Here is a 20,591-nt window from a genome sequence, read left to right as displayed (position 1 = left end):
CACCCCTAGCCACAGCTCATCCGAGCAACTTTCAACTTACACCGGTTCGGTCCTCCATAGGGTTTTACCCCTACTTCAACCTGGCCATGGCTAGATCACTAAGGTTTCGCGTCTACCGCACGTTACACCCCTTTCGGGACGCCCTATTCAGACTTGCTTTCGCTACGGCTACGAGGCTTGGTGACCTCTTAACCTTACGCAACGTACGAGTAACTCGCTGGCTCATTATGCAAAAGGCACGCCGTCATGGCGCCGAAGCGCCACTCCGACAGCTTGTAAGCATACGGTTTCAGGTTCTATTTCACTCCCTTAATAAGGGTTCTTTTCACATTTCCCTCGCGGTACTATCCTCTATCGGTCACAAGAGAGTATTTAGCCTTGGAAGATGGTCCTCCCAGCTTCACACAGGATTTCACGTGTCCCGCGCTACTCAGGATACCCACATGCTGCTTTCGGTTTAGGTTACGGGGCTATCACCCACTATGGCGTTGCTTTCCAGACAACTTCACTTACCTACTCACAGATCACTACAAGGGTCCTACAACCCCGGCCCGACAAGTCGGTCCGGTTTGGGCTTTTTCCCGTTCGCTCGTCACTACTTGGGAAATCTCTTTTGATTTATATTCCACCAGGTACTTAGATATTTCAGTTCCCCGGGTTTGCTTCTTCTTGCCTATGAATTCAGCAAGAGATGATACCGTATTACCGGTAACGGGTTTCCCCATTCGGAAATCTTCGGATTAACGGCTGTTAGCGCCTTCCCGAAGCTTATCGCAGCTTGCCGCGTCCTTCATCGCCTTCTTGTGCCAATGCATTCTCCGTATGCTCTTAATAGCTTGAAATTTTATTTTAATAAAACATCACACTATTAGCATAATATATTATGAAAAATAGCGATTCTCGAAATCAAAGATTGTAGTCTTCAATTTACTATTAAATCAATAACATCTCAATTGTCAAAGAACTTTGGTTGATATAACTGGTATATCAATGAAAATCTATCGCATCGGACTTGCGTCCTGATCGTTTCAGTTTAGTGGAGCTAAGCGGGCTCGAACCGCTAACCTCCTGCGTGCAAGGCAGGCGCTCTCCCAAATTGAGCTATAGCCCCGTGTTCGTCGGCAGCCTTAAAGCAGTGGGCTTGGATGGAGTTGAACCATCGACCTCACGCTTATCAGGCGTGCGCTCTAACCACCTGAGCTACAAGCCCTCAACCAAAATTGTAAAAGAACAAAAAAAAATAAAAAAGAGAGTATACATGTTAAGACAAAAGTGAGAATCAAATCGAGTTATATTCGGAATATGTATTGGTGCCAACCGAAGTTGACCCACTACCTATTCTCCAGAAAGGAGGTGATCCAGCCGCACCTTCCGGTACGGCTACCTTGTTACGACTTAGCCCCAGTTACTGGTCTCACCTTTGGAGTCTGCTTACCAGACTACTTTGGGTGCTACCAACTTCCATGGCTTGACGGGCGGTGTGTACAAGGCCCGGGAACGTATTCACCGCTGCGTGCTGATCAGCGATTACTAGCAATTCCAGCTTCATGAAGGCGAGTTGCAGCCTTCAATCCGAACTGAGGCAGGTTTTTTGGGATTTCCTTCGCCTTGCGGCTTTGCCCTCTGTACCTGCCATTGTAGCACGTGTGTGGCCCTGGACGTAAGGGCCATGATGACTTGACGTCATCCCCACCTTCCTCCGACTTATCGTCGGCAGTCTCTTTAGAGTGCTCAACTAAATGGTCGCAACTAAAGACAAGGGTTGCGCTCGTTGCGGGACTTAACCCAACATCTCACGACACGAGCTGACGACAGCCATGCAGCACCTATACTAGCGTCCCTTGCGGGAAGTCCACTTTCATGGAATGTCACTAGCATTTCGAGCCCAGGTAAGGTTCTTCGCGTTGCGTCGAATTAAACCACATGCTCCACTGCTTGTGCGGGCCCCCGTCAATTCCTTTGAGTTTCAATCTTGCGATCGTATTCCCCAGGTGGAGGACTTAATGCGTTAGCTGCGGCACCGACAATAAATTGCCGATACCTAGTCCTCATCGTTTAGGGCATGGACTACCAGGGTATCTAATCCTGTTTGCTACCCATGCTTTCGTGCCTCAGCGTCAGTTACGAGCTAATGAACCGCCTTCGCTACTGGTGTTCTTCCAAATCTCTACGCATTTCACCGCTACACTTGGAATTCCATTCATCTCTCTCGCACTCAAGATCAGCAGTATCAATGGATAGTCTATAGTTAAGCTATAGGATTTGACCACTGACTTACCGACCCGCCTACGCACCCTTTACACCCAGTAATTCCGGACAACGCTTGCCACCCCTGTATTACCGCGGCTGCTGGCACAGAGTTAGCCGTGGCTTTCTCTGAGGGTACCGTCACTCCCGGCGTAACCGGGATTTCTTCCCCTCTAACAGTAGTTTACATCCCGAAGGATTTCATCCTACACGCGGCGTTGCTGCGTCAGGCTTTCGCCCATTGCGCAATATTCCTCACTGCTGCCTCCCGTAGGAGTCTGGGCCGTATCTCAGTCCCAGTGTGGCTGATCATCCTCTCAGACCAGCTACTGATCGTAGCCATGGTGGGCCGTTACCCCGCCATCTAGCTAATCAGACGCAACCTCCTCCCCAAGCGAAAATTCATTTAATGATCCCGGCATGCGCCGAAACCACTTTATGGGGGATTAGCCCAAGTTTCCCTGAGTTTTCCCCCTCTTGAGGGCAGATTGGTTACGTGTTACTCACCCGTTCGCCACTTTACTCACGATATTGCTACCGCTTTCTCGTAAGACTTGCATGTGTTAGGCACGCCGCCAGCGTTAGTCCTGAGCCAGGATCAAACTCTTCGTTGTCAATATTAATTTCTTAATATTCGAAGAATGATTCTGTCTCTCATAGAATACTCTAAGAATCGACTGTGTATACTCTCTAATTGTCAAAAAACGTTTGGCTAGGATTCTGTGTCTTCGCCGAAATTTTACTACATTATTCCCCTTATTTTCAAAGGGGACGTAATATACAATTTTGAAGTTGTGATTGCAAGGAAATTCTTATTTATTTTAAATTTTGTTGCGAATTTTGATATTCGCTCCGCCTTGCCAATTATTCACAATTTATCCACTAATTATACAGAACATTGGTCCGTTTTTTTACGGGGCGTAATGATAGTAAAAAAAGATTCTCAAGTCAAGTTTTTTTTAATTAATCATTAGATTTTTTTCATTTTGGCATCATTTTCCAAAGCATTTGCACCAATTTCTCCAAACCCATTTGCGCAACCGATGAAATGGTCATAACTTTCGTCCCGTCTCGCATAATTTGCTTTTTCGGAACCTTGGAAACAGTATCGGACTTGGTTAAAACCACAACGCGCTTCCGTTTCAATAGTTCAGGATTGAAATTTTTTAATTCTTTTTTCAAAATGCTGTAGTCTTTTTCAATATGGTCGCTTTGAACATCGATTAGAAACGCCAATATCTTGGTGCGCTCAATATGTTTCAGAAACTGAATTCCCAATCCTTTACCTTCGTGCGCGCCTTCAATAAGCCCGGGAATATCAGCCATTACCAAGCTTGTAAAATCTTTGACCTTTACAATGCCTAAATTCGGTGTTAGCGTCGTGAACGGATAGTTAGCAATTTTTGGCCTTGCGGCACTTACCGATGCGAGCAAAGTCGACTTCCCGGCATTTGGAAATCCTACTAATCCGACATCGGCCAAAACTTTTAACTCAAGTGCAATTTCCAATTCCTCTCCCGCCTGTCCCGGCTCAGACCGGCGCGGAGTTCGATTAGTCGGAGATTTAAAATGCGTGTTACCACGGCCACCTCTTCCACCTTTGGCTATAACAAAACGTTGTCTATTCTCAACCAGATCTATAATTATTTCATCGGAGTCAGCATTGCGTACGATGGTTCCCGGTGGTACATGAATTATAACATCGTTACCGTTTTTTCCATGCTGATTATTACCCAAACCGCTCTCACCGTTTTGAGCAAAATAATGGCGATTGTGTCCAACGTCTTGAAGCGTATGCAAATTTTCATCTGTCAGCAATACCACGTCTCCGCCGCGCCCTCCGTCGCCGCCATCCGGTCCGCCCTTGGGAACATATTTCTCACGGCGAAAAGAAATAATACCGTTGCCGCCACGGCCGGCTTTCACACTGATTTTTATAAAATCTAAAAACATGGGAAAATAAGTTGGATTATTTTTTCGAAGGAACAGTGGGTTTGGGATCAAAATGTTTCCGGCATCGTGCTTCATAAAAACCTGATGCGCCTACCAGAACCCTGTCTTCACTTTCGATGGTTCTCTGAGTAAAATTAGCCGGATTTCCGCAAATCACGCAAATGGCCAACGGTTTAGTAATGTATTCGGCTATTGCCAGCAATTGCGGCATCGGCTCAAAAGGTTGGCCTGTATAATCTTTGTCCAATCCCGCGACAATCACGCGTTTACCCATATCGGCCAAACGATTGCAGATGGCTACCAGCGAAACGTCAAAAAACTGCGCTTCATCAATACCTACTACTTCAGTTCGCGGATCCAATTTTTCTAAAATTTCTTCCGCTTTTTCAATCGGATCGGATTTCATTTTTAATTCGCTGTGCGATACGATATGATCGTCGCTATAACGTTTGTCAATAAGCGGTTTGAAAACCTGCACCCGCATACGGGCGATTTCAGCGCGTCGAAGACGGCGGATAAGTTCTTCCGATTTCCCGCTAAACATGCTACCGGCAATAACCTCAATCCAACCGCTGTTAATGGATACGAAGTTCACTGTGACCTCTAATATTATTGGTTATTTCATCGCTCTCTTCAAAAGGGTGGACAATCTAATTGTTTTTTACCGACGGTGCAACTTTATTTTGGCTGAATAATTCATTATTATTCCTGTCACAAATCATTTCTTTTAATAAAGAATGAAAATGGTTCAACGTACAATTGCCAAGTCGGTTTCTGTTGCAGGAAAAGGTATCCATTCTGGCTTGCCAGTAAATGTACTTTTATTACCGGCCGATCCTGATGCCGGAATTTATTTTGTGAATCGCGATAAAAACCGGGTAAAGGCTGATTATCGCAATGTCTGTCAAACGCGGCTTGCAACAACTATAATGGAAAATGGTGTCTCAGTAAAAACAGTGGAACATTTTATGGCTGCTGTTTTTGGTTTGGGCATTACGAATCTTATCGTCGAAATAGATGCAGATGAACTTCCAATTCTTGACGGCAGCAGCAAAATTTGGATAGAAAAAATGAATTCTGCCGGAATACTCGACCAAAAAGTTTCTTATCAAGAAATCATTCTTAGAAATACTATTGAATTTAACGCCCCGGAAAGAGAAACGTGGATTAAAGTTTCGCCATCAGAAAACTTTGAAATCATTTATCATTTTAAATTACCCACCGGTAGTCTACAAACGTTCCAGTACCGTTTTGATTTCAAAACATTCCAACATGACGTTGCCCCCGCACGGACATTTTGTTTGCTGAGCGAATTTGAACGCATGGCTGAACAAGGATTTATCAAAGGTGCGGCGGCTACTACCGGTTTTATATTGATGGACAATCAACCTTCTAAGAAAATTCTATCGTTACTCAAACAGTATAATATAACGGACAATGTGGCCATACTTTCAGCCGAATCTCCACGTTTTTCTGATGAGGCTGCACGACACAAGGTTTTGGACATAATTGGAGATTTTGCTTTGACAAACGGAATGATTCGAGGAAAATTGGAAGCTTATGGAACAGGGCATGCGGACAACATTGAATTAGTCCGAATGATCATGAAATAACCGGACGTTTATTTTCAATTTTTTTAGAAACTGTATTCAGTAAATCATCCAGCTTAAAGGGCTTAAAGAGTAGCTCAATTCGTTTTGTTTCAGTAAAATCGCGAGTGCGTCGGTCGTAAGTATCTCCGGTTATAAATACGATTTTATTTAAAAGATCGCTCCGATTGCTCTCGATCCACGAATACAATTGAAAACCGTCGCATTCCGGCATTCGAATATCCGATATAATGAGATCAAACTGATTATGATTGGCAATCATTTCAATTCCTTTTTTGCCGTTATCAGCCAATAAAACTTCACATTCGAAATATTCAAGTAACAACTCAAATGACATTTCACGGATCGACGGGTCATCCTCGATAACTAAAATTGAATTTTTCTTCCCTGCTTTCGGTGAAGCAAATTTTCGAGGCTCATCAGTTGTTAGAGCAACTGGACGGCGAATCGGCAAACGAATGGTAAATGTCGAACCCACACCTTCCTCGCTCACCACATCAATTTCACCATCGTGCGCTTTAATTATACTGTAAGAGATACTCAAACCCAATCCTGTTCCTTTGTCCGGAGTTTTAGTCGTAAAAAAAGGTTCAAAAATTTTCTTAATGTAGGTTGAGGATATCCCGATTCCGTTATCATGGACACTTACGCTGACATATTCTTTATCGAAATCTGTTCGAATCGTCAGTTTTCCTTCTTTTCCATCGACCGCTTGCACTCCGTTGATCAAGATATTAAGTATCACTTGTCCTATTTGATTCTCATCAATACGGCAACTCGGCAATTCGGGGTTTTCAAATAATTGCACCTGAACACCTCGGTACGCTTCATGGTATTTCAACAACATGAGATTGTCGCGAACTAATTTATTAAGATTGGATTCACGTAGATACAACGGTTTGGGTTTTGCGAAACGAAGGAGCGTATTGACGATGCTGGACGCTGTAGAAGCCGAGCGATGGACGACATTGAGTCGGTTCAGAAATTTTTCATTCAATGATGGCTCCTGAAGAAGCAAATCCAGATAGGCTACGATAGGTGTCAATTGATTGTTTAATTCGTGAGTTATTCCGGTCAGCATCGATCCAACGGCAGAAAGTTTTTCGGACTGACGCAGTTGCTCTTCGTAACGTTTTTTTTCAGTAATGTCATGAATGCTGCACAATATCTGTTGCGTCTGTTCAACATGTTTTGCCGTGATCTCTCCAACTTTCTTTTCGCCCGATTGCGTCAGAAAATTCACTTCCCAAACTAGCCCACCCGAAGGTTCGTCAGTAGCCGCTCGTAATGAGCTGTCTTTTTGTGCCGAAAGGAACATTGCTACAAGGTTTTTTTTGTCATCCGTATGGATTAGATCTAAAAAATGCTTTTTACCTTCTATGGCTTCTTTGGTATATCCGGTAATTTGAGTGAATCGGTTATTGATTTTAGAAATGACCCCATTCACTTCGATCACGGCAACGGCATGCACGTCATTTTCAAATAAAATCTGATACTTGGTTTCGGTGCGCTCAACCTGATAATGAGCTTCTTTTAAAAATTGATTTTGCAAGTCAATGTGTTTGTTCTTGTAGAGAATATTTTCCATCTGCGTTGTGATCAAGTTCTTGATGGAAATCATTCCCCGATAACGGCCCGCTTCTATGATAATAATGTCATCATAAATGGTTTCCGCATCCCGCTTCATGGATCGCTCAACGATTTCCGAGATATCCACACTGGAATCAAGACACAAAAAATCACGATCCATGACTTCGATAATTTTTCGATTTTGATACACAGCGTACCCATACTTGGTCGATAACATGTTCATCAATCGATCCTTTGCGATCATACCACTAGGACGACCATCGGATCGAACAATCGGCAAAAATTTGAAATTACTTTCCCGAAATATATTCAAAATTTTTTCAACTGAAATATCGGGCGGCACCCAAGCTTCAGTATAGATCATGTCAAGCGCGGTAAATGCGGCCATTTACATTTCCTCGGAAAGGTTTTGGAATTCACGCCGGCCTTCGACAATTTCGACGACTTCACTTTTCAGTAACAGTTGAATGTTTTCCCAAACATCGTTGAGATCAAACTCAAGCGCGCGCGATAACTCAAATAAATTCTTTTTGCCGTCGATATGTTTATAAATCAGATTAGCGGCGTACTTAGCCGGAAAATGCCTTTCTTTGTTTGACCGCTCGGCTGTAACCCGGGCTGGGATGATGACTTTCATTGCTTCAGCTTGCTTTTCGACTAGGTAACGGCCTTTGATCATTCTATTGATTATTCCCAAATAATGAGTCTCATTGTCGCCTATTTTTTCAAGAATTCGCAAGATATTTCTACGTCCATTGACATACGATAAAATCTGCCATTCTTCAAAATCAATGACAGCATTCTGGCCTTGGGATAAAAAATTGCGATTTAGTTTTAAAACGGATTTGAGCGAAGTAATATCATTGGCCAGCATGCGCCATTCATCCACGCGCTGTGCGTTCTCAAGAATTAAAAAATCCATGTTCAACTTAATTGAAAGATCAAACAGCGACGAAAATTCATCGTCATTGACGTCTTCAAATTCTATTTGACCTTGAGTCCATTTCATGATCCGGTATATCACATCGCGTAAATAACGATTGAGGAGTTTATTCATGGATCCGGCATTTTCTTCCAAAAAACCCATCTCCTGAAAAATCCGGCCAATTGGAAGGCCGGTAACGCGTTGAAGTTCAATCGCCTTAGTGAGGTTATGCATTTGCAAGTATCCGGAATTGACCAGATATTCACCCAATAACATATCGTCAGGCGATGATGCCCGCACGATTGAATTTTTGTAAACAATGATTTCTGCGTGCTTATTTTGTCCCGAATTTGCAGTACACCGCTTTTCCCCGACATTTTAATCAGTTGTAAAGTATTGACCAATGACATGTCCGATAAATTACCTGTGAGGATGCTGGTTCCGCGTTTTGCAGACATCTTTTGACGAGTTGTGTTCATGTATATATCTAAGCTTTTATAAACTTAACGTGGAACATTAAGCTCCACTGATTTTGGGGACAAAAAATTAATTACTTGGTGTTAGCACATTAGTAGGCTTTTGTTATGTTTTGGTAAGCAGCATGTTAAAAAATACGCTTATTTGAATCAAAATTTTCCTTGCAAAACGAAAGCACGAAACTTAAATTTGTTTATAAACCAAAGGCTTAAATGAGTAACAGAGGTACCTGCAACCTCTGACCATTCAAAATAGTAATCCCAGGATTGATGCATCCTGGGTTTTGTTTTTGAAAAGGGATAGCATGAATGAGAGCCATAACAATGTGGATGAATACTCAAATAATGGACCCACTTCTGAGCCAAAATTGATAGTAAAAGTCCGACTATGGTTGATCGTATGCACGATTAGTGTTATTATGCTGATATTCGCCAGCAAGCATGCATGGTTCCAGGAAATAACGAATAATCAGGATGCATCCGTTGAAGTCAAAGTCATGGCCGTTGTAATGGATTCAGCAGCAATGTCTCCTACCGTTATCCTATACGATGAAACTGAAAAAATTATGTTACCGATTTGGATCGGTACGAGTGAAGCTTATGCGATTCAATTGGAACTCAATGGGGAGAAACCTCCCAGACCCTTGACGAATGATCTTCTGAAAACCGTTATGGATAAATTGGGCGCAAAATTACTGAAAACCGTAGTAACAATGGTGGAGGATCAAACGTATTATGCCAAGTTATATCTTCAAAGTCATAATGGTGAAATGGAAATCGACGCCAGGCCGAGTGATGCTATTGCTTTGGCTATGCGATCAAAAGCACCTATTTTTGTTAATAAAGGCGTATTGAGCAAACACGGTATTTCTACTGAAACAAAGAAAAAAACGAACGAAAAAACTCGTAAAACCTGACATAAAAGGCATAGTATGAAACAAAAATCCGTTCTTTTGATGCTAACTTTTTTTCTGATGGCAGGCATTGCCATCGGATTAGTCATCAATACCCAAACCAATTGGGCCAACCATTCTTATGCTTTAGACTCTGAATCCGCCAGAAATGCGATGTCGTCTGAACAATTTTCAGTCGGTGAAAATTCAGGAAAAATATTTGCAAAAATAGCCAAAGAAATTACTCCTACTGTTGTTACTATTACCAGTGAAAAGAAAGCAACGGTTGGCGGCGGTTTTGATGAGATTTTCAAAAAATTTCATAAAAACATTCCTGAAACCGGTATAGGCTCCGGCGTTATCGTTCGCACTGACGGATATATCATTACCAATGATCATGTGGTTAGAGACGCCGAACGAATTCAGGTGAAACTTTCCGACCGCCGAATTCTGGATGCTGAATTAGTCGGATCGGATCCGTTAACCGATATTGCCGTCATCAAAGTTAAATCAGATAAATTGCCGGTTGCCAAATTTGGCAACTCCGATCTCGTGGAGGTGGGTGAATGGGTTCTGGCGATCGGATCGCCGCTAAGTCTTAATTCAACGGTAACCGCGGGTATTATCAGCGCCAAAGGCCGGCAAATTGACATCATCGGCGATCAATATGGCGTTGAAAATTTCATTCAAACTGATGCGGTCATCAATCCCGGTAACAGTGGCGGCGCCTTAGTCAATACCAACGGCGAACTGATCGGCATTAATACGGCCATCGCTACCACCACAGGCCTTTACCAGGGATATGGCTTTGCCGTGCCGATCAATATAGCCCGAAGCGTCGTTGAAAGCCTGATTCAATATGGTCAGGTCTTGCGCGGCTATATTGGCGTGGGCATCAAAGACGTCGATGCGACATACGCGAAAGCGGTCGGGCTCGATCGGGCTCAGGGCGTCCTCGTCGAATCACTTACAGAAAACGGTGCCGCTCATGACGCCGGAATACAGGAAGGTGATGTAATTTTGGAAATCGATGGACGCGCTTTGGAACAACGCAGCGATTTGCAGGCCTATATCGCACAAAAAAAGCCGGGCGACAAAGTAACATTATTGGTTTATCATAATGGCGCCAAAGCAACCAAAGTTGTTATTTTAAAATCCAAAGATGGTAAAACAACTGTTCCGGTTATTAATTCGATCCCGGATTCAGAAAAGCAAAAAAACGGTGAGATCGGTAATGGTATGGGTTTTGAAGTTGAAGAAATGATGGATGATACAGGCAGCGAACCTAGTGTACGCGTTGTGCGCACGTCATCCAAGGCTGAAGAACAGCAAATTTATGAAGGTTTTATCATCACACGGATCAATGATAAAACAGTGCATTCTCTCAAAGACTATCAAAACGAAGTTGGAAAATTAAAAAACGGCGATGCCGTCGTGATTCATCTGGCAGCCACTAAAAACGGATCAAAAATCATAACCGCTGTTGAAGTAAAAAAATAATCAGGAAGCAATATCATCGCGGAAAAATTCTTGCCGAAAAAAACTCTGATCGTACCATTCCATTACAAACACTTTTACAATAGCTGTTAATGGTAAAGCCATCAAAAGTCCGATGATCCCCAGGACTTTTGCAAACACAAACAATGCAAAAATACTCAGCACAGGATGCAGTCCCAATTTTTCACCTACCATTTTCGGTGAAATCATCACCATATCCAGCACTTGGATAATGCCGATGACTATTAAAATTTTAAGAATGGCTGTTTCCGGATCGGGATTTAAAAGTCCTAATACTCCGCCGATGATAAACGTAATGATTGGCCCGACATAAGGGATCAGGCTTAAAAAACCTGTTGTGAGCCCGATAAGCAACGCAAAATTAATCTGCAAAATGCTAAGTGACAACCATGTAATCAGAGTAATCACCATCGCAGCGAGAATTTTTCCGCGAATGTACAAACTAAGAATCGTATTAACACGATTGTAAATTTTGTCCATTCGTTCCTGGTGCCGATCCGGAACTTTTTTCCGCAATGCGGCGATATTTTTATCGAAGTCCCTCAAAAAATAAAACGTCAAAAACGGAATGAGTATAAAATTGATCAATTGCGTTATCAGCGAACTCAATCCGGATGTGATTCCGAGCGCGCTTTCCGAAAAATATTTGATCAGTTCATTGATCTTTTGCGAGGCTTCCGTTTCGATCACTTGCATTACCCGGTCAACATCCAGCCCTATTCTTGAAAAAAGCGTCCATTCACTCAGCCGCAATCGCGATTTAAATTCCTCATACGAAGGCAGTGACGTTGTTAAAATTTGTACTTCTTCTGCAAATTGAGGAATGATCAACAGTCCTACCAAAAATAATCCTCCGAGAATAAGCGTCACGATCGCGATGATGGAAATCGTTCTTGTAACGCGCCGCTTTTCAAACCAATCGACAATGGGATCGAAAAGATATGCCAATGCAAACGAAATCAAAAAAGGCATTACGATGTCTTGTAAATAATAAAACATCCATATCAGCAGAACCGCCAGCACCAACGCAATAAGAACTCGAATGGATTTATGCTCTCTGAAAGGCAGTAAGAATGCGATTATAACTAAAGAGAGGATAAAAGGAGGAAAAACATCTTTAATAGAAAAAAACCAAACACCAAACAAAATCCCGAAGACAATTGCAATTAACAAAAATCTTGATTCTTTTTCAGTTGGCATAGCGACCTGATTGACAAAAAAAATTCCCTAAATCATACGATTCAGGGAATTGATTTACAACTATTTTTTTTGATCGCGTTTAAAACACTTGGCACCGTTAAAAAAGAAATTTAATGCATTCCGTTTTCCCGATCGATGTATTTGATAAAGTCTTTGCCGAGCGGCGTAAGTGACAATTCTTTAAAAAAATCACTGCTAATGCTGCACGCTGCAATAAGATCAAATTTTTTGTTAACGAGACCTCGCGTATACAAATCATTGAAAACAGATCGGATAATAAATGTCCGTTCCGTCAGCTCGGGAAATTCGTAACAAATCGCTGAGTAAATATTAGCACTTTGTCCTAAACCTACAGTCGACACGCGTCTCGTCCATGTTTCATCCACCAGTAACCGCAGGAAACGGACATGCCAAGTAGACTCTAATGCTTCCTCAAACGGTAACTGTTCATTATGTTGTAATACAGTCATAAAATCCTCGTGCGGTAAGTATGTCCCAAAAAATTATGCTTCTACGTCCATGATCGGGCCGTTCCAATGAGCATCAAATACTTCGATACGATGTATTAAAGAATCCTGATATTTCAATTGTTTAATGCGAAAATGATAATTCCGGATAATAAATTGTTCCAGTAATTTATCAGAAATAATATCGCACCCTATTTTGGCGCCAATCAGATTCTTTAGTTTTGTAATCGCTTCAGGTGATAGTTCGTATTCGGCAATTTTGAGGTTAATCATGTGTCCCTAATAGATGGCTTGTGTCTTTTCATATAAGACTCAAAAATGTCTGTTTTTCCATAAAAAATTTCTGGTCTTTTTAAACCAATGATAAATATTGAATTAAAGCGAAGTGGAGAAATTGCGAGACTAGTAAAAGAAAGCTCTTTGTCGACAAGTTGAAAAAGAAAAACCTCGACAGAATCGAGGTTTTACGGGGGTGGCTCCGGACGGAATTGAACCGCCGACACAAGGATTTTCAGTCCTCTGCTCTACCAACTGAGCTACAGAGCCAATATTTTTTGTGATCGCAAGTATAATGAATTATGAATATTCAGTCAAGATTTATTTTGGATTTGCGCAACATTTTGGCCACATTTGAGTCAAATAAACTAATAATTTACTTTACTTTTCATCTATTTTCGTTTATCTTTCGCGGTTATGATCCTATCCGGTTTTGACCTAACCCGGATTGTTGGATTTATTTTTGAATTGAATTTATGAATGGAGAATGCCATGAGCACCTGGCTGGTAGAGAAGTGTAAGCCATTTTCTAATTTTGTAGAAGATATCAAAGCCAAAGGATTGTACAGCTATTTTACTGAACTTGAAGAAACGGGAATTCATATTAAAGTCAAAGGCAATGAATTAATCAATTTTTCGTCCAACGATTACCTGGGCCTGACGCATGATCCGCGCGTTATTGAAGCGGCGAAAAACGCTTTGAATATCTATGGTTCCGGTCTTTGCGGTTCCCGCTACGTGGTGGGAACGACAGTGGAACACGTTCGGCTTGAAGAAAAAATTGCCGACTGGAAGGGTAAAGAATCTTGCATTGTTTTTACGACCGGTTATCAGACGCTACTTGGAACCGTGTCGGCTTTATTAGTCAAGGCGGACGACAGCGTCGAAGAAAATATTGTATTGGCCATCGATAAACTGAGTCATGCGTGTATTCTGGATGGATGTTCCTTGGCTGTCGGCACACCTCTGACGCGCGGATCATCCAAATTACTGGACGGACAAATACGATATTTCCGCCATAATGATCCAGTGAGCCTGGAATCGATTGTACAATCCAGTGTTAACAAAGGCCGCAACGTGATGATCATCGTTGAAGGCGTGTACAGTATGGATGGCGATATTTGCCGATTGCCGGAGTTTGTAGAAATTGCCGAAAAATATGATGCCTGTATTGCAGTAGATGATGCACATGGTACCGGCGTTTTGGGAAAAACAGGAAAAGGTACGGCCGAACATTTTGGTATGGAAGATCACATCGATCTGCTGATGGGAACTTTCAGCAAAGCTTTAGGGTGTGTCGGCGGGTTTGTAACCGGCCAGAAAGACGTCATTTCACACATCAAACACAAAGCACGCAGTTTTATGTTTTCTGCTGCGCCGCCGGTTTCCAATGTCGTCAGCGTATCGACGATTATTGACATCATCCGCTCGGAGCCTGACCATTTACAACGTTTGCGCAGCAATGAAAAATATTTCAAAACCGTCTTAAAAGAACTTGGGTTCAATTACGGCGACAGCGCAACGCCGATTGTTCCGATCATCATCGGTGATAGCGAAAAAACAATGTACTTATCACAGAAATTGCGTGAAAATGGCATTCTGATGTTACCGATGGTTTATCCGGCCGTGGCACGCGGCGAAGAGAGACTTCGCTGTACGATCAGCGCGAAACACACCAACGCCGATATGGACAGAGCTTTGGATGTTTTAAAAACCGAAGGCCGGAAAATCGGCGTGATTAATTAAACATTACGCGTGAGTTAAAATATTATAGCAATCAGCGCTTTGAATTCTCCGGCTTCCATAAGCGACGGCGCTTTGCGTTTTAAAAAATTGTCGCGCCGTGTTCCGTAATACATTCCGATAAAATTGTAATCTGCACCTGCCGCGAGATGCTTCCACAATCTTCGTTGATATCCAAGACCGAATGAGTGCTTGAGATAATACTCATCGAAAAGATAACTGTCATCCCTCGCAAACGCTGCAAAATTTGAATTCAGCTTGATCCGTTGATTGGCGGCGAGCCAAACGTCGTATTCCAGCATCACTCCCAGATTAACGGTAAATGGATCCGGTGGGCGCACTCCCGCACTTAATCCAATATGAATTTTTGTAAATAATGGGAATGTAAGTCCAAGATAGTAATTTTCATCCCCGTCTCTTAAAGATTTATCAATTCCGGCTGCAAGATGAACGGATGAAAAATCTTTTGAATGTTGAGCGGATAATGAAGTAATTCCAATAAACAGAAACAAAAAGCATAGTTCTTTCATAAAACCTCAGATTATTTTGATTAGTTTATCTTGTCCTAATCTTCATTTGATTCTTTTTTACGCTATCCCATAAAGCTACTGCGATAAACTCCTTTATCGTAGCATTATAAGAACCGAAAACTCCCACAATGCCGTCGCCTTTTACGTTTGATTTTCTCGCTACGTTTCCGTCTGAAAGAAATCAAGTGTCACGCCGTAGTCGCCATACGGTGCATGAAATGCTCCGTAATCTTTGTTGACGGCTCGCATTTCTAGTCTAATGTATACAGTATCGATATGGGTCGGATCATCCCAACGACGTCCGAAATAGATCCATGGAGTGCGAAAAGAATCGAATGAATATGAACTGTTTATTATTTCAAAATTGCTAACCTGATCTCTTAATACGAAGTATGACTGATCATTATTATTAGTCACGTCAACAAGAATAGTATCGCCTAAAGCCCTTTGTGGAACTTCATAAAGGATACTTTGAGACGGTCTTATAAATTTTATATCTTTCAATATTTTCGTTTCAGCATTTGCTTTTTTATTTTCTTTTGTTTTAACAGCCAACTTATAACTTCTTGATGACAAAACTTTCAACTCACCATTAACATCTCTATAGATACCGTTTCCTACCGACGTCAATTTTACATGTTGATCTTCCCCGTCAATAAATACTTCAGCGTCATCGTCAAATTCATACTTACAAAAATACAACTGTCTGGTTGCCAACAAAAGCTCATATAGTACCGGATCTTCTACACCTGTTATGTGGAAAATATTGCCATGATTCACTGGAATCATTTTTCCAACAAATACTTCTGTTTTATAAGTACGTTTAAAGTCGGTGGCTGAATCCGGCGCTAAGATTCCCATCACGACATCGTATTCTTTCTCCAACAATGAATCCGTTTTATATTCTTTGAAGCAGGATGTGCAACCAATTACTAATGCAATAAGAGTTATTCTCATTCTATTGCTTAGCCTTCATTTGATTCTTTTTTACGCTATCCCATAAAGCTACTGCGATAAACTCCTTTATCGTAGCATTATAAGAACCGAAAACTCCCACAATGCCGTCGCCTTTTACGTTTGATTTTCTCGCTACGTCCCCGTCATACAAAGTTTTCTCGAATTGAAAAAATTCTTGTGTCACACCGTAGTCGCCATACGGTGCATTAAATGCTCCGTAATCCTTGTTGACGGCTCGCATTTCTAGTCTAATCTGAACGGAATCAATCGGAGTGTTATCCGTAAAGCTTTTTGTAAAAAAAAGCCCCAAAGTGAAAAACTTTTGAAAAGAGTAATGACTGAGGATTGTTCCAATTATGTTACTTCGTTGATCTATTAAGGTAAAGTAAAATTGATTATCTGAGTTCTCCACTTCTACAAATGCGGTATCTAAATTAGGAATTTTATAAATTACTTCTTCGATAGGACTTATGAACTTAATGTCTCTTAAAACTGTTGTTTCAGCAAAAGCTTCTTTTCCGTTACCATTTCTGACTTTTAAATTATATTTTTTTAAAGATTTGATTTTCAGCTCATCATTAACATCTCTATAAATACCGTTTCCTACTGATGTCAATGTTACATGTTGATCTTCTCCATCAATAGATACTTCGGCCTCATCGTCAAATTCATACTTACAAAAATACAACTGTCTGGTTGCCAGCAAAAGTTCATGCAATACCGGGTCTTCTGCTCCGGTAATATGGAAAATATCACCATGATTTACGGGAATCATTTTTCCAACAAACACTTCCGTTTTGTAAGTACGTTTAAAGTCAGTTGCCGAATCGGGCGCTAAGATTCCCATTACCACATCGTATTCTTTCTCCAGTAATGAATCTTTGTATTCTTTGAAGCACGAAGTACAGGAAGCAACATAAATAAACATTAACGAAATGCTAAAAGCTTTCATAATTATAATTCCATTTAAAAAACTCGGCGGAGTTCTTATGAAAAATTATTAATTGATTAACTTTATTTACTAATAAAGAGCATATCCTATTTTCCAGCGCATGTCGTCAAGACCACCATCGGTATAGGATTTGGTGTCTGCTATCTCAGTTCCACCGCCTGTACGTGAATGCATGTTCGACTGGTTCTCATTAAACAGTGCACCTTCACCATATTTGTCATCGGTATCGACCCATGATTGCTGTTGATTATCGATTGTGTAGCTCAAAGAGACATTTTTACTAACGGAGCCGGTTGCTGCATTCCAGGCTTCATCCCAGTTTTCAGAATGGATGCATCCGTAATCCTGAATATAAAAGCAGTCTTCCGAGCGGTCCATCGATCCTTCATTGATATCGTCCTCGAAAGGAAGAACGACGCCATCATTGTTGCCAGTAGACAAATACATGTAATAGAACGGCGTGGTTTGATCATACCATTTATGGTCCGTATTAATGTCTTCCAATTTTACCGGCACTCCGCGGGCATCGATGGTTGTTTCGCCGCTATTGTCGTTATGTTTATATCGGCTGACTCCGTCAAGGCGGCCATACCAGCTTTGAAATTCTTCAGCCGTTAGCCCATCACGGGTCACATATAAACGAATGGAGTGGAGAGTGAGATAAGCCGAAGATAGCCCTTTATTTAATTCCCGTCTTTTCTTCGCCACAGTAATCCGAGCGAGATTCTCTTCGGGATCATCTTCTTCCTCCATTGTAACGGCAAAAATCGGATACGTCAAAGTCGCACGCAAATTGGCGATATACGCCTGAAATTCATCATCGATGTCATCGATGTCTTTGGCGTATGGCGCCGTCCAGAATTCATCGGACGAAGCAAATGAACCTTCATCGCTCGACACTACGTGTACAGGAAAAGTGACTTCGTTGGACGTTCCGTCATAATAATTGGCCGGATCGGGATAGACGCCATACAACGTCTCATCGCCTTCACCGAACGCAAGATTCTTGGAAAAAGCTTCCACCGCGCCGGCATTGAATATCTCGACATTGACACGGCAAATTTTTCCATCGACTTTGATGCGTCCTTCGGCGCCGTCCATGACTTCGGCAATATTCATTTTATCCTCTTTCAAAAAACGATGCAGCGTGGATGTTTTCAAAAGCCCGTTTTTTGACTTGGATAAACTGTGATCGCCGAAAGACAATTGCCGGCTCAAAATTTCGAGATACTGATTGGCCTCCTCGCGGGTGAGATTGTCCGTGGAAGGGTTTTTATTAAACGCCTTTTCCGTGCGTTCTTCGCATGACTGCGAGAAAAATAAAATCGTATGAAAGATTATCAAAAACCTTAAGTGTCTCATAATGTACTCCTTGTGCAATCGAACTCCGCCGAGCGTATGAGTAGTTTCGGAGCAAATGCTTGACAATCGATAGCTAAGATCATACCTTTGTCATGGGAAGCCGATATTACTTTAAAATCAAAACCTGCCAAGGAACTGATCACGGTAATATTGACCTTCCCTTTTTATTTGCCCTTGGTTAATTACAAATAAAAAAACCAAAACTGTCAGATCGTATACACCTCACCTCCGATCAATCTGAAATTTTGGGTCTTGAACTCCAGCGATTTGAATGATATTAAAAGCAAACTCCGTTAGAGATTCCCTCTACCACTACTTAATACGCTATCAAATTTTGCAGCTGAAAGCAAGTAAAAAAATTGAAACAAAAAAACCCTCGCTGATGAGCAAGGGTTTTATTTTTTTCGACTGAGTTTTCTGTTTTAGCCGTTCATCGACTCGAGAAAATGTTTATTGGAACGGGTTCCACGCATCTTGTCGAGTAGAAATTCCATCGCTTCGACGGGCGTCTTATCGCTGAGCAGTTTACGTAAAATCCACACGCGGCTGAGTTCCATCTGCGACAGCAGCAATTCTTCTTTTCGTGTTCCGGAACGATTGATATCGACAGCCGGATAAATGCGGCGATCGGCAAGACGGCGATCGAGAATAATTTCCATGTTACCCGTGCCTTTAAATTCTTCAAAGATCACGTCATCCATACGGCTGCCGGTCTCGATCAAAGCCGTCGCAATGATCGTCAAACTTCCGCCCTCTTCCACTTTACGGGCGGCGCCGAAGAAACGTTTGGGACGATGCAACGCATTGGAATCCACGCCACCGGAGAGAATTTTACCGGAGTGCGGAACTACGGTATTGTGCGCGCGAGCAAGACGGGTAATCGAGTCCAATAAGATCACGACGTCGTGGCCACATTCAACCATGCGTTTAGCCTTTTCGAGTACGATATCCGCTACCTGAACGTGCCTCTCGGGCGGTTCGTCAAACGTGGAGCTTAGAACTTCCGCTTTAACCGATCGTTCCATGTCCGTTACTTCTTCCGGACGCTCGTCAATCAGCAAAACGATCATCTTGACTTCTGGATGATTTTCAGTAATGGAATTAGCAATATTTTTTAATAGGATTGTTTTGCCGGTACGAGGCGGGGCCACGATCAAACCGCGCTGACCTTTGCCGATTGGGTTCATAAGATTCATGATGCGCATCGAAAAATTATTCGCATCTTTAGTTTCAAGACCCAAACGCTCTTTGGGATAAATCGGAGTTAAGTTGTCGAACAGAATCTTGTTTTTGGCTTCTTCCGGATTTTCAAAATTGACCGCTTCGACTTTCAATAACGCAAAAAACCGTTCGCTTTCTTTGGGCGGTCGAATTTGACCGCTGACGACATCGCCCGTGCGTAAACCGAATTTTTTAATCTGTGACGGCGAAATATAAATATCGTCCGGGCTCGGCAAATAGTTATAGTGCGATGAGCGTAAAAATCCGTAGCCATCCGGCAAGATTTCGAGCACGCCTTCGCTGAAAATAAATCCGTCTTTTTTGGTTTGTTCCTCCAGGATCGTAAAGATCAGATCCTGTTTTTTCATTCCGCTGACGCCCGCTATACCAAGATTTTTGGCAATGTCGTTCAGTTCGGAAATTTTCATATCTTTCAGATTGGCCAGATTAAACGTGGCCGTATCTTCTCTTCTGTCATTCATAGGACTTTAATGGGGTTAGTTGAACTTATAATGCGTTGAAAATTTATAAAGAAGTGATCGATAGCAAATATTGAAATGGGGAATGAGTCAGCCCCTTGAAGAATCTTATTTTATTACAGGATTAAATTATAAGGACGTGAACCTACTGTGCGGCAGAAGCAGTTAACGTGTGGTTAAAATAACCGAACA

General features: G+C 42.0%; 16 protein-coding genes, 3 tRNA genes and 2 rRNA genes. 4 read left to right on the top strand and 17 right to left on the bottom strand.

Annotated features, from left to right (window positions below):
- The 6 genes from K1X84_03920 to K1X84_03895 form a co-directional block, all read right to left on the bottom strand.
- Positions 1-842, bottom strand: a 23S ribosomal RNA gene (locus K1X84_03920); the annotation flags it as partial.
- A gap of 195 nt (positions 843-1,037) precedes the next feature.
- Positions 1,038-1,111: transfer RNA gene (locus K1X84_03915), tRNA-Ala, on the bottom strand.
- Between the two features lie 25 nt (positions 1,112-1,136).
- Positions 1,137-1,210: transfer RNA gene (locus K1X84_03910), tRNA-Ile, on the bottom strand.
- 136 nt (positions 1,211-1,346) lie between these two features.
- A 16S ribosomal RNA gene (locus K1X84_03905) occupies positions 1,347-2,861 on the bottom strand.
- Positions 2,862-3,228: 367 nt separating this feature from the next.
- Positions 3,229-4,200: a GTPase ObgE gene (gene obgE / locus K1X84_03900; protein ID MBX7150759.1), complete on the bottom strand. Its 972-nt coding sequence runs from the start codon at positions 4,198-4,200 to the stop codon at positions 3,229-3,231.
- 16 nt (positions 4,201-4,216) lie between these two features.
- Complete coding sequence (locus tag K1X84_03895; protein ID MBX7150758.1) at positions 4,217-4,795, bottom strand: thymidine kinase; 579 nt, start codon at positions 4,793-4,795, stop codon at positions 4,217-4,219.
- Between the two features lie 148 nt (positions 4,796-4,943).
- Between K1X84_03895 and lpxC the strand changes: the two genes are divergently transcribed.
- Positions 4,944-5,813: a UDP-3-O-acyl-N-acetylglucosamine deacetylase gene (gene lpxC, locus K1X84_03890; protein MBX7150757.1), complete on the top strand. Its 870-nt coding sequence runs from the start codon at positions 4,944-4,946 to the stop codon at positions 5,811-5,813.
- On the opposite strand, the gene K1X84_03885 is transcribed toward lpxC, so the two are convergent.
- Both K1X84_03885 and K1X84_03880 read right to left on the bottom strand, forming a co-directional pair.
- Entirely contained in the window at positions 5,803-7,788 is a 1,986-nt protein-coding gene (locus K1X84_03885; protein ID MBX7150756.1) for a response regulator, read from the bottom strand. The two genes, lpxC and K1X84_03885, sit on opposite strands and share 11 nt — an antisense overlap.
- Entirely contained in the window at positions 7,789-8,625 is an 837-nt protein-coding gene (locus K1X84_03880) for a DUF4388 domain-containing protein (protein MBX7150755.1), read from the bottom strand.
- A 481-nt stretch (positions 8,626-9,106) separates the two neighbouring features.
- Between K1X84_03880 and K1X84_03875 the strand changes: the two genes are divergently transcribed.
- Positions 9,107-9,718 carry a bifunctional nuclease family protein gene (locus K1X84_03875; GenBank protein ID MBX7150754.1) on the top strand — a complete coding sequence of 204 codons (612 nt, stop codon included), beginning with the start codon at positions 9,107-9,109 and terminating at the stop codon, positions 9,716-9,718.
- 15 nt (positions 9,719-9,733) lie between these two features.
- The gene (locus K1X84_03870) at positions 9,734-11,194 is read left to right on the top strand and encodes a trypsin-like peptidase domain-containing protein (protein ID MBX7150753.1); all 1,461 of its coding nucleotides are present in this window, start codon (positions 9,734-9,736) and stop codon (positions 11,192-11,194) included.
- Here K1X84_03870 and K1X84_03865 read toward each other — a convergent pair whose 3' ends face one another.
- The 4 genes from K1X84_03865 to K1X84_03850 form a co-directional block, all read right to left on the bottom strand.
- Positions 11,195-12,412, bottom strand: a complete 1,218-nt coding sequence (locus K1X84_03865; GenBank protein MBX7150752.1) for an AI-2E family transporter — start codon at positions 12,410-12,412, stop codon at positions 11,195-11,197.
- Between the two features lie 110 nt (positions 12,413-12,522).
- Positions 12,523-12,882 carry a hypothetical protein gene (locus tag K1X84_03860; GenBank protein MBX7150751.1) on the bottom strand — a complete coding sequence of 120 codons (360 nt, stop codon included), beginning with the start codon at positions 12,880-12,882 and terminating at the stop codon, positions 12,523-12,525.
- Positions 12,883-12,915: 33 nt separating this feature from the next.
- Positions 12,916-13,152: a hypothetical protein gene (locus K1X84_03855; protein ID MBX7150750.1), complete on the bottom strand. Its 237-nt coding sequence runs from the start codon at positions 13,150-13,152 to the stop codon at positions 12,916-12,918.
- Positions 13,153-13,352: 200 nt separating this feature from the next.
- A tRNA-Phe gene (locus K1X84_03850) sits at positions 13,353-13,425 on the bottom strand.
- Positions 13,426-13,647: 222 nt separating this feature from the next.
- Here K1X84_03850 and K1X84_03845 point away from each other — a divergent pair.
- On the top strand, positions 13,648-14,901 hold the full coding sequence (locus K1X84_03845; GenBank protein MBX7150749.1) for a pyridoxal phosphate-dependent aminotransferase family protein: 1,254 nt from the start codon (positions 13,648-13,650) through the stop codon (positions 14,899-14,901).
- A gap of 14 nt (positions 14,902-14,915) precedes the next feature.
- Here K1X84_03845 and K1X84_03840 read toward each other — a convergent pair whose 3' ends face one another.
- The 5 genes from K1X84_03840 to rho form a co-directional block, all read right to left on the bottom strand.
- On the bottom strand, positions 14,916-15,428 hold the full coding sequence (locus K1X84_03840; GenBank protein ID MBX7150748.1) for a hypothetical protein: 513 nt from the start codon (positions 15,426-15,428) through the stop codon (positions 14,916-14,918).
- 159 nt (positions 15,429-15,587) lie between these two features.
- Positions 15,588-16,385: a hypothetical protein gene (locus K1X84_03835; GenBank protein MBX7150747.1), complete on the bottom strand. Its 798-nt coding sequence runs from the start codon at positions 16,383-16,385 to the stop codon at positions 15,588-15,590.
- 1 nt (position 16,386) lies between these two features.
- Positions 16,387-17,337: a hypothetical protein gene (locus K1X84_03830; protein ID MBX7150746.1), complete on the bottom strand. Its 951-nt coding sequence runs from the start codon at positions 17,335-17,337 to the stop codon at positions 16,387-16,389.
- Between the two features lie 69 nt (positions 17,338-17,406).
- Positions 17,407-18,699, bottom strand: coding sequence for a hypothetical protein (locus K1X84_03825; GenBank protein MBX7150745.1), 1,293 nt, complete (start codon positions 18,697-18,699; stop codon positions 17,407-17,409).
- A gap of 422 nt (positions 18,700-19,121) precedes the next feature.
- The gene (rho, locus tag K1X84_03820) at positions 19,122-20,402 is read right to left on the bottom strand and encodes a transcription termination factor Rho (GenBank protein ID MBX7150744.1); all 1,281 of its coding nucleotides are present in this window, start codon (positions 20,400-20,402) and stop codon (positions 19,122-19,124) included.
- Between the last annotated feature and the right edge of the window lie 189 nt (positions 20,403-20,591).

The organism is bacterium, from assembly GCA_019695335.1.
In the GTDB taxonomy this organism is placed as follows: Bacteria; CLD3; CLD3; order SB21; family SB21; genus JABWBZ01.
Note: the sequence above shows the minus strand (reverse complement) of the source record. Positions and strands in the feature narration are given on the sequence as shown.

What these genes read in the sequence shown, in the direction of transcription:
- obgE (MBX7150759.1), bottom strand. Translation starts at nt 4,200, where the DNA reads ATGTTTTTAGATTTTATAAAAATCAGTGTGAAAGCCGGCCGTGGCGGC.
- lpxC (MBX7150757.1), top strand. Translation starts at nt 4,944, where the DNA reads ATGGTTCAACGTACAATTGCCAAGTCGGTTTCTGTTGCAGGAAAAGGT.
- K1X84_03885 (MBX7150756.1), bottom strand. Translation starts at nt 7,788, where the DNA reads ATGGCCGCATTTACCGCGCTTGACATGATCTATACTGAAGCTTGGGTG.
- K1X84_03875 (MBX7150754.1), top strand. Translation starts at nt 9,107, where the DNA reads ATGAATGAGAGCCATAACAATGTGGATGAATACTCAAATAATGGACCC.
- K1X84_03870 (MBX7150753.1), top strand. Translation starts at nt 9,734, where the DNA reads ATGAAACAAAAATCCGTTCTTTTGATGCTAACTTTTTTTCTGATGGCA.
- K1X84_03865 (MBX7150752.1), bottom strand. Translation starts at nt 12,412, where the DNA reads ATGCCAACTGAAAAAGAATCAAGATTTTTGTTAATTGCAATTGTCTTC.
- K1X84_03860 (MBX7150751.1), bottom strand. Translation starts at nt 12,882, where the DNA reads ATGACTGTATTACAACATAATGAACAGTTACCGTTTGAGGAAGCATTA.
- K1X84_03855 (MBX7150750.1), bottom strand. Translation starts at nt 13,152, where the DNA reads ATGATTAACCTCAAAATTGCCGAATACGAACTATCACCTGAAGCGATT.
- K1X84_03845 (MBX7150749.1), top strand. Translation starts at nt 13,648, where the DNA reads ATGAGCACCTGGCTGGTAGAGAAGTGTAAGCCATTTTCTAATTTTGTA.
- K1X84_03840 (MBX7150748.1), bottom strand. Translation starts at nt 15,428, where the DNA reads ATGAAAGAACTATGCTTTTTGTTTCTGTTTATTGGAATTACTTCATTA.
- K1X84_03835 (MBX7150747.1), bottom strand. Translation starts at nt 16,385, where the DNA reads ATGAGAATAACTCTTATTGCATTAGTAATTGGTTGCACATCCTGCTTC.
- K1X84_03830 (MBX7150746.1), bottom strand. Translation starts at nt 17,337, where the DNA reads ATGAAAGCTTTTAGCATTTCGTTAATGTTTATTTATGTTGCTTCCTGT.
- K1X84_03825 (MBX7150745.1), bottom strand. Translation starts at nt 18,699, where the DNA reads ATGAGACACTTAAGGTTTTTGATAATCTTTCATACGATTTTATTTTTC.
- rho (MBX7150744.1), bottom strand. Translation starts at nt 20,402, where the DNA reads ATGAATGACAGAAGAGAAGATACGGCCACGTTTAATCTGGCCAATCTG.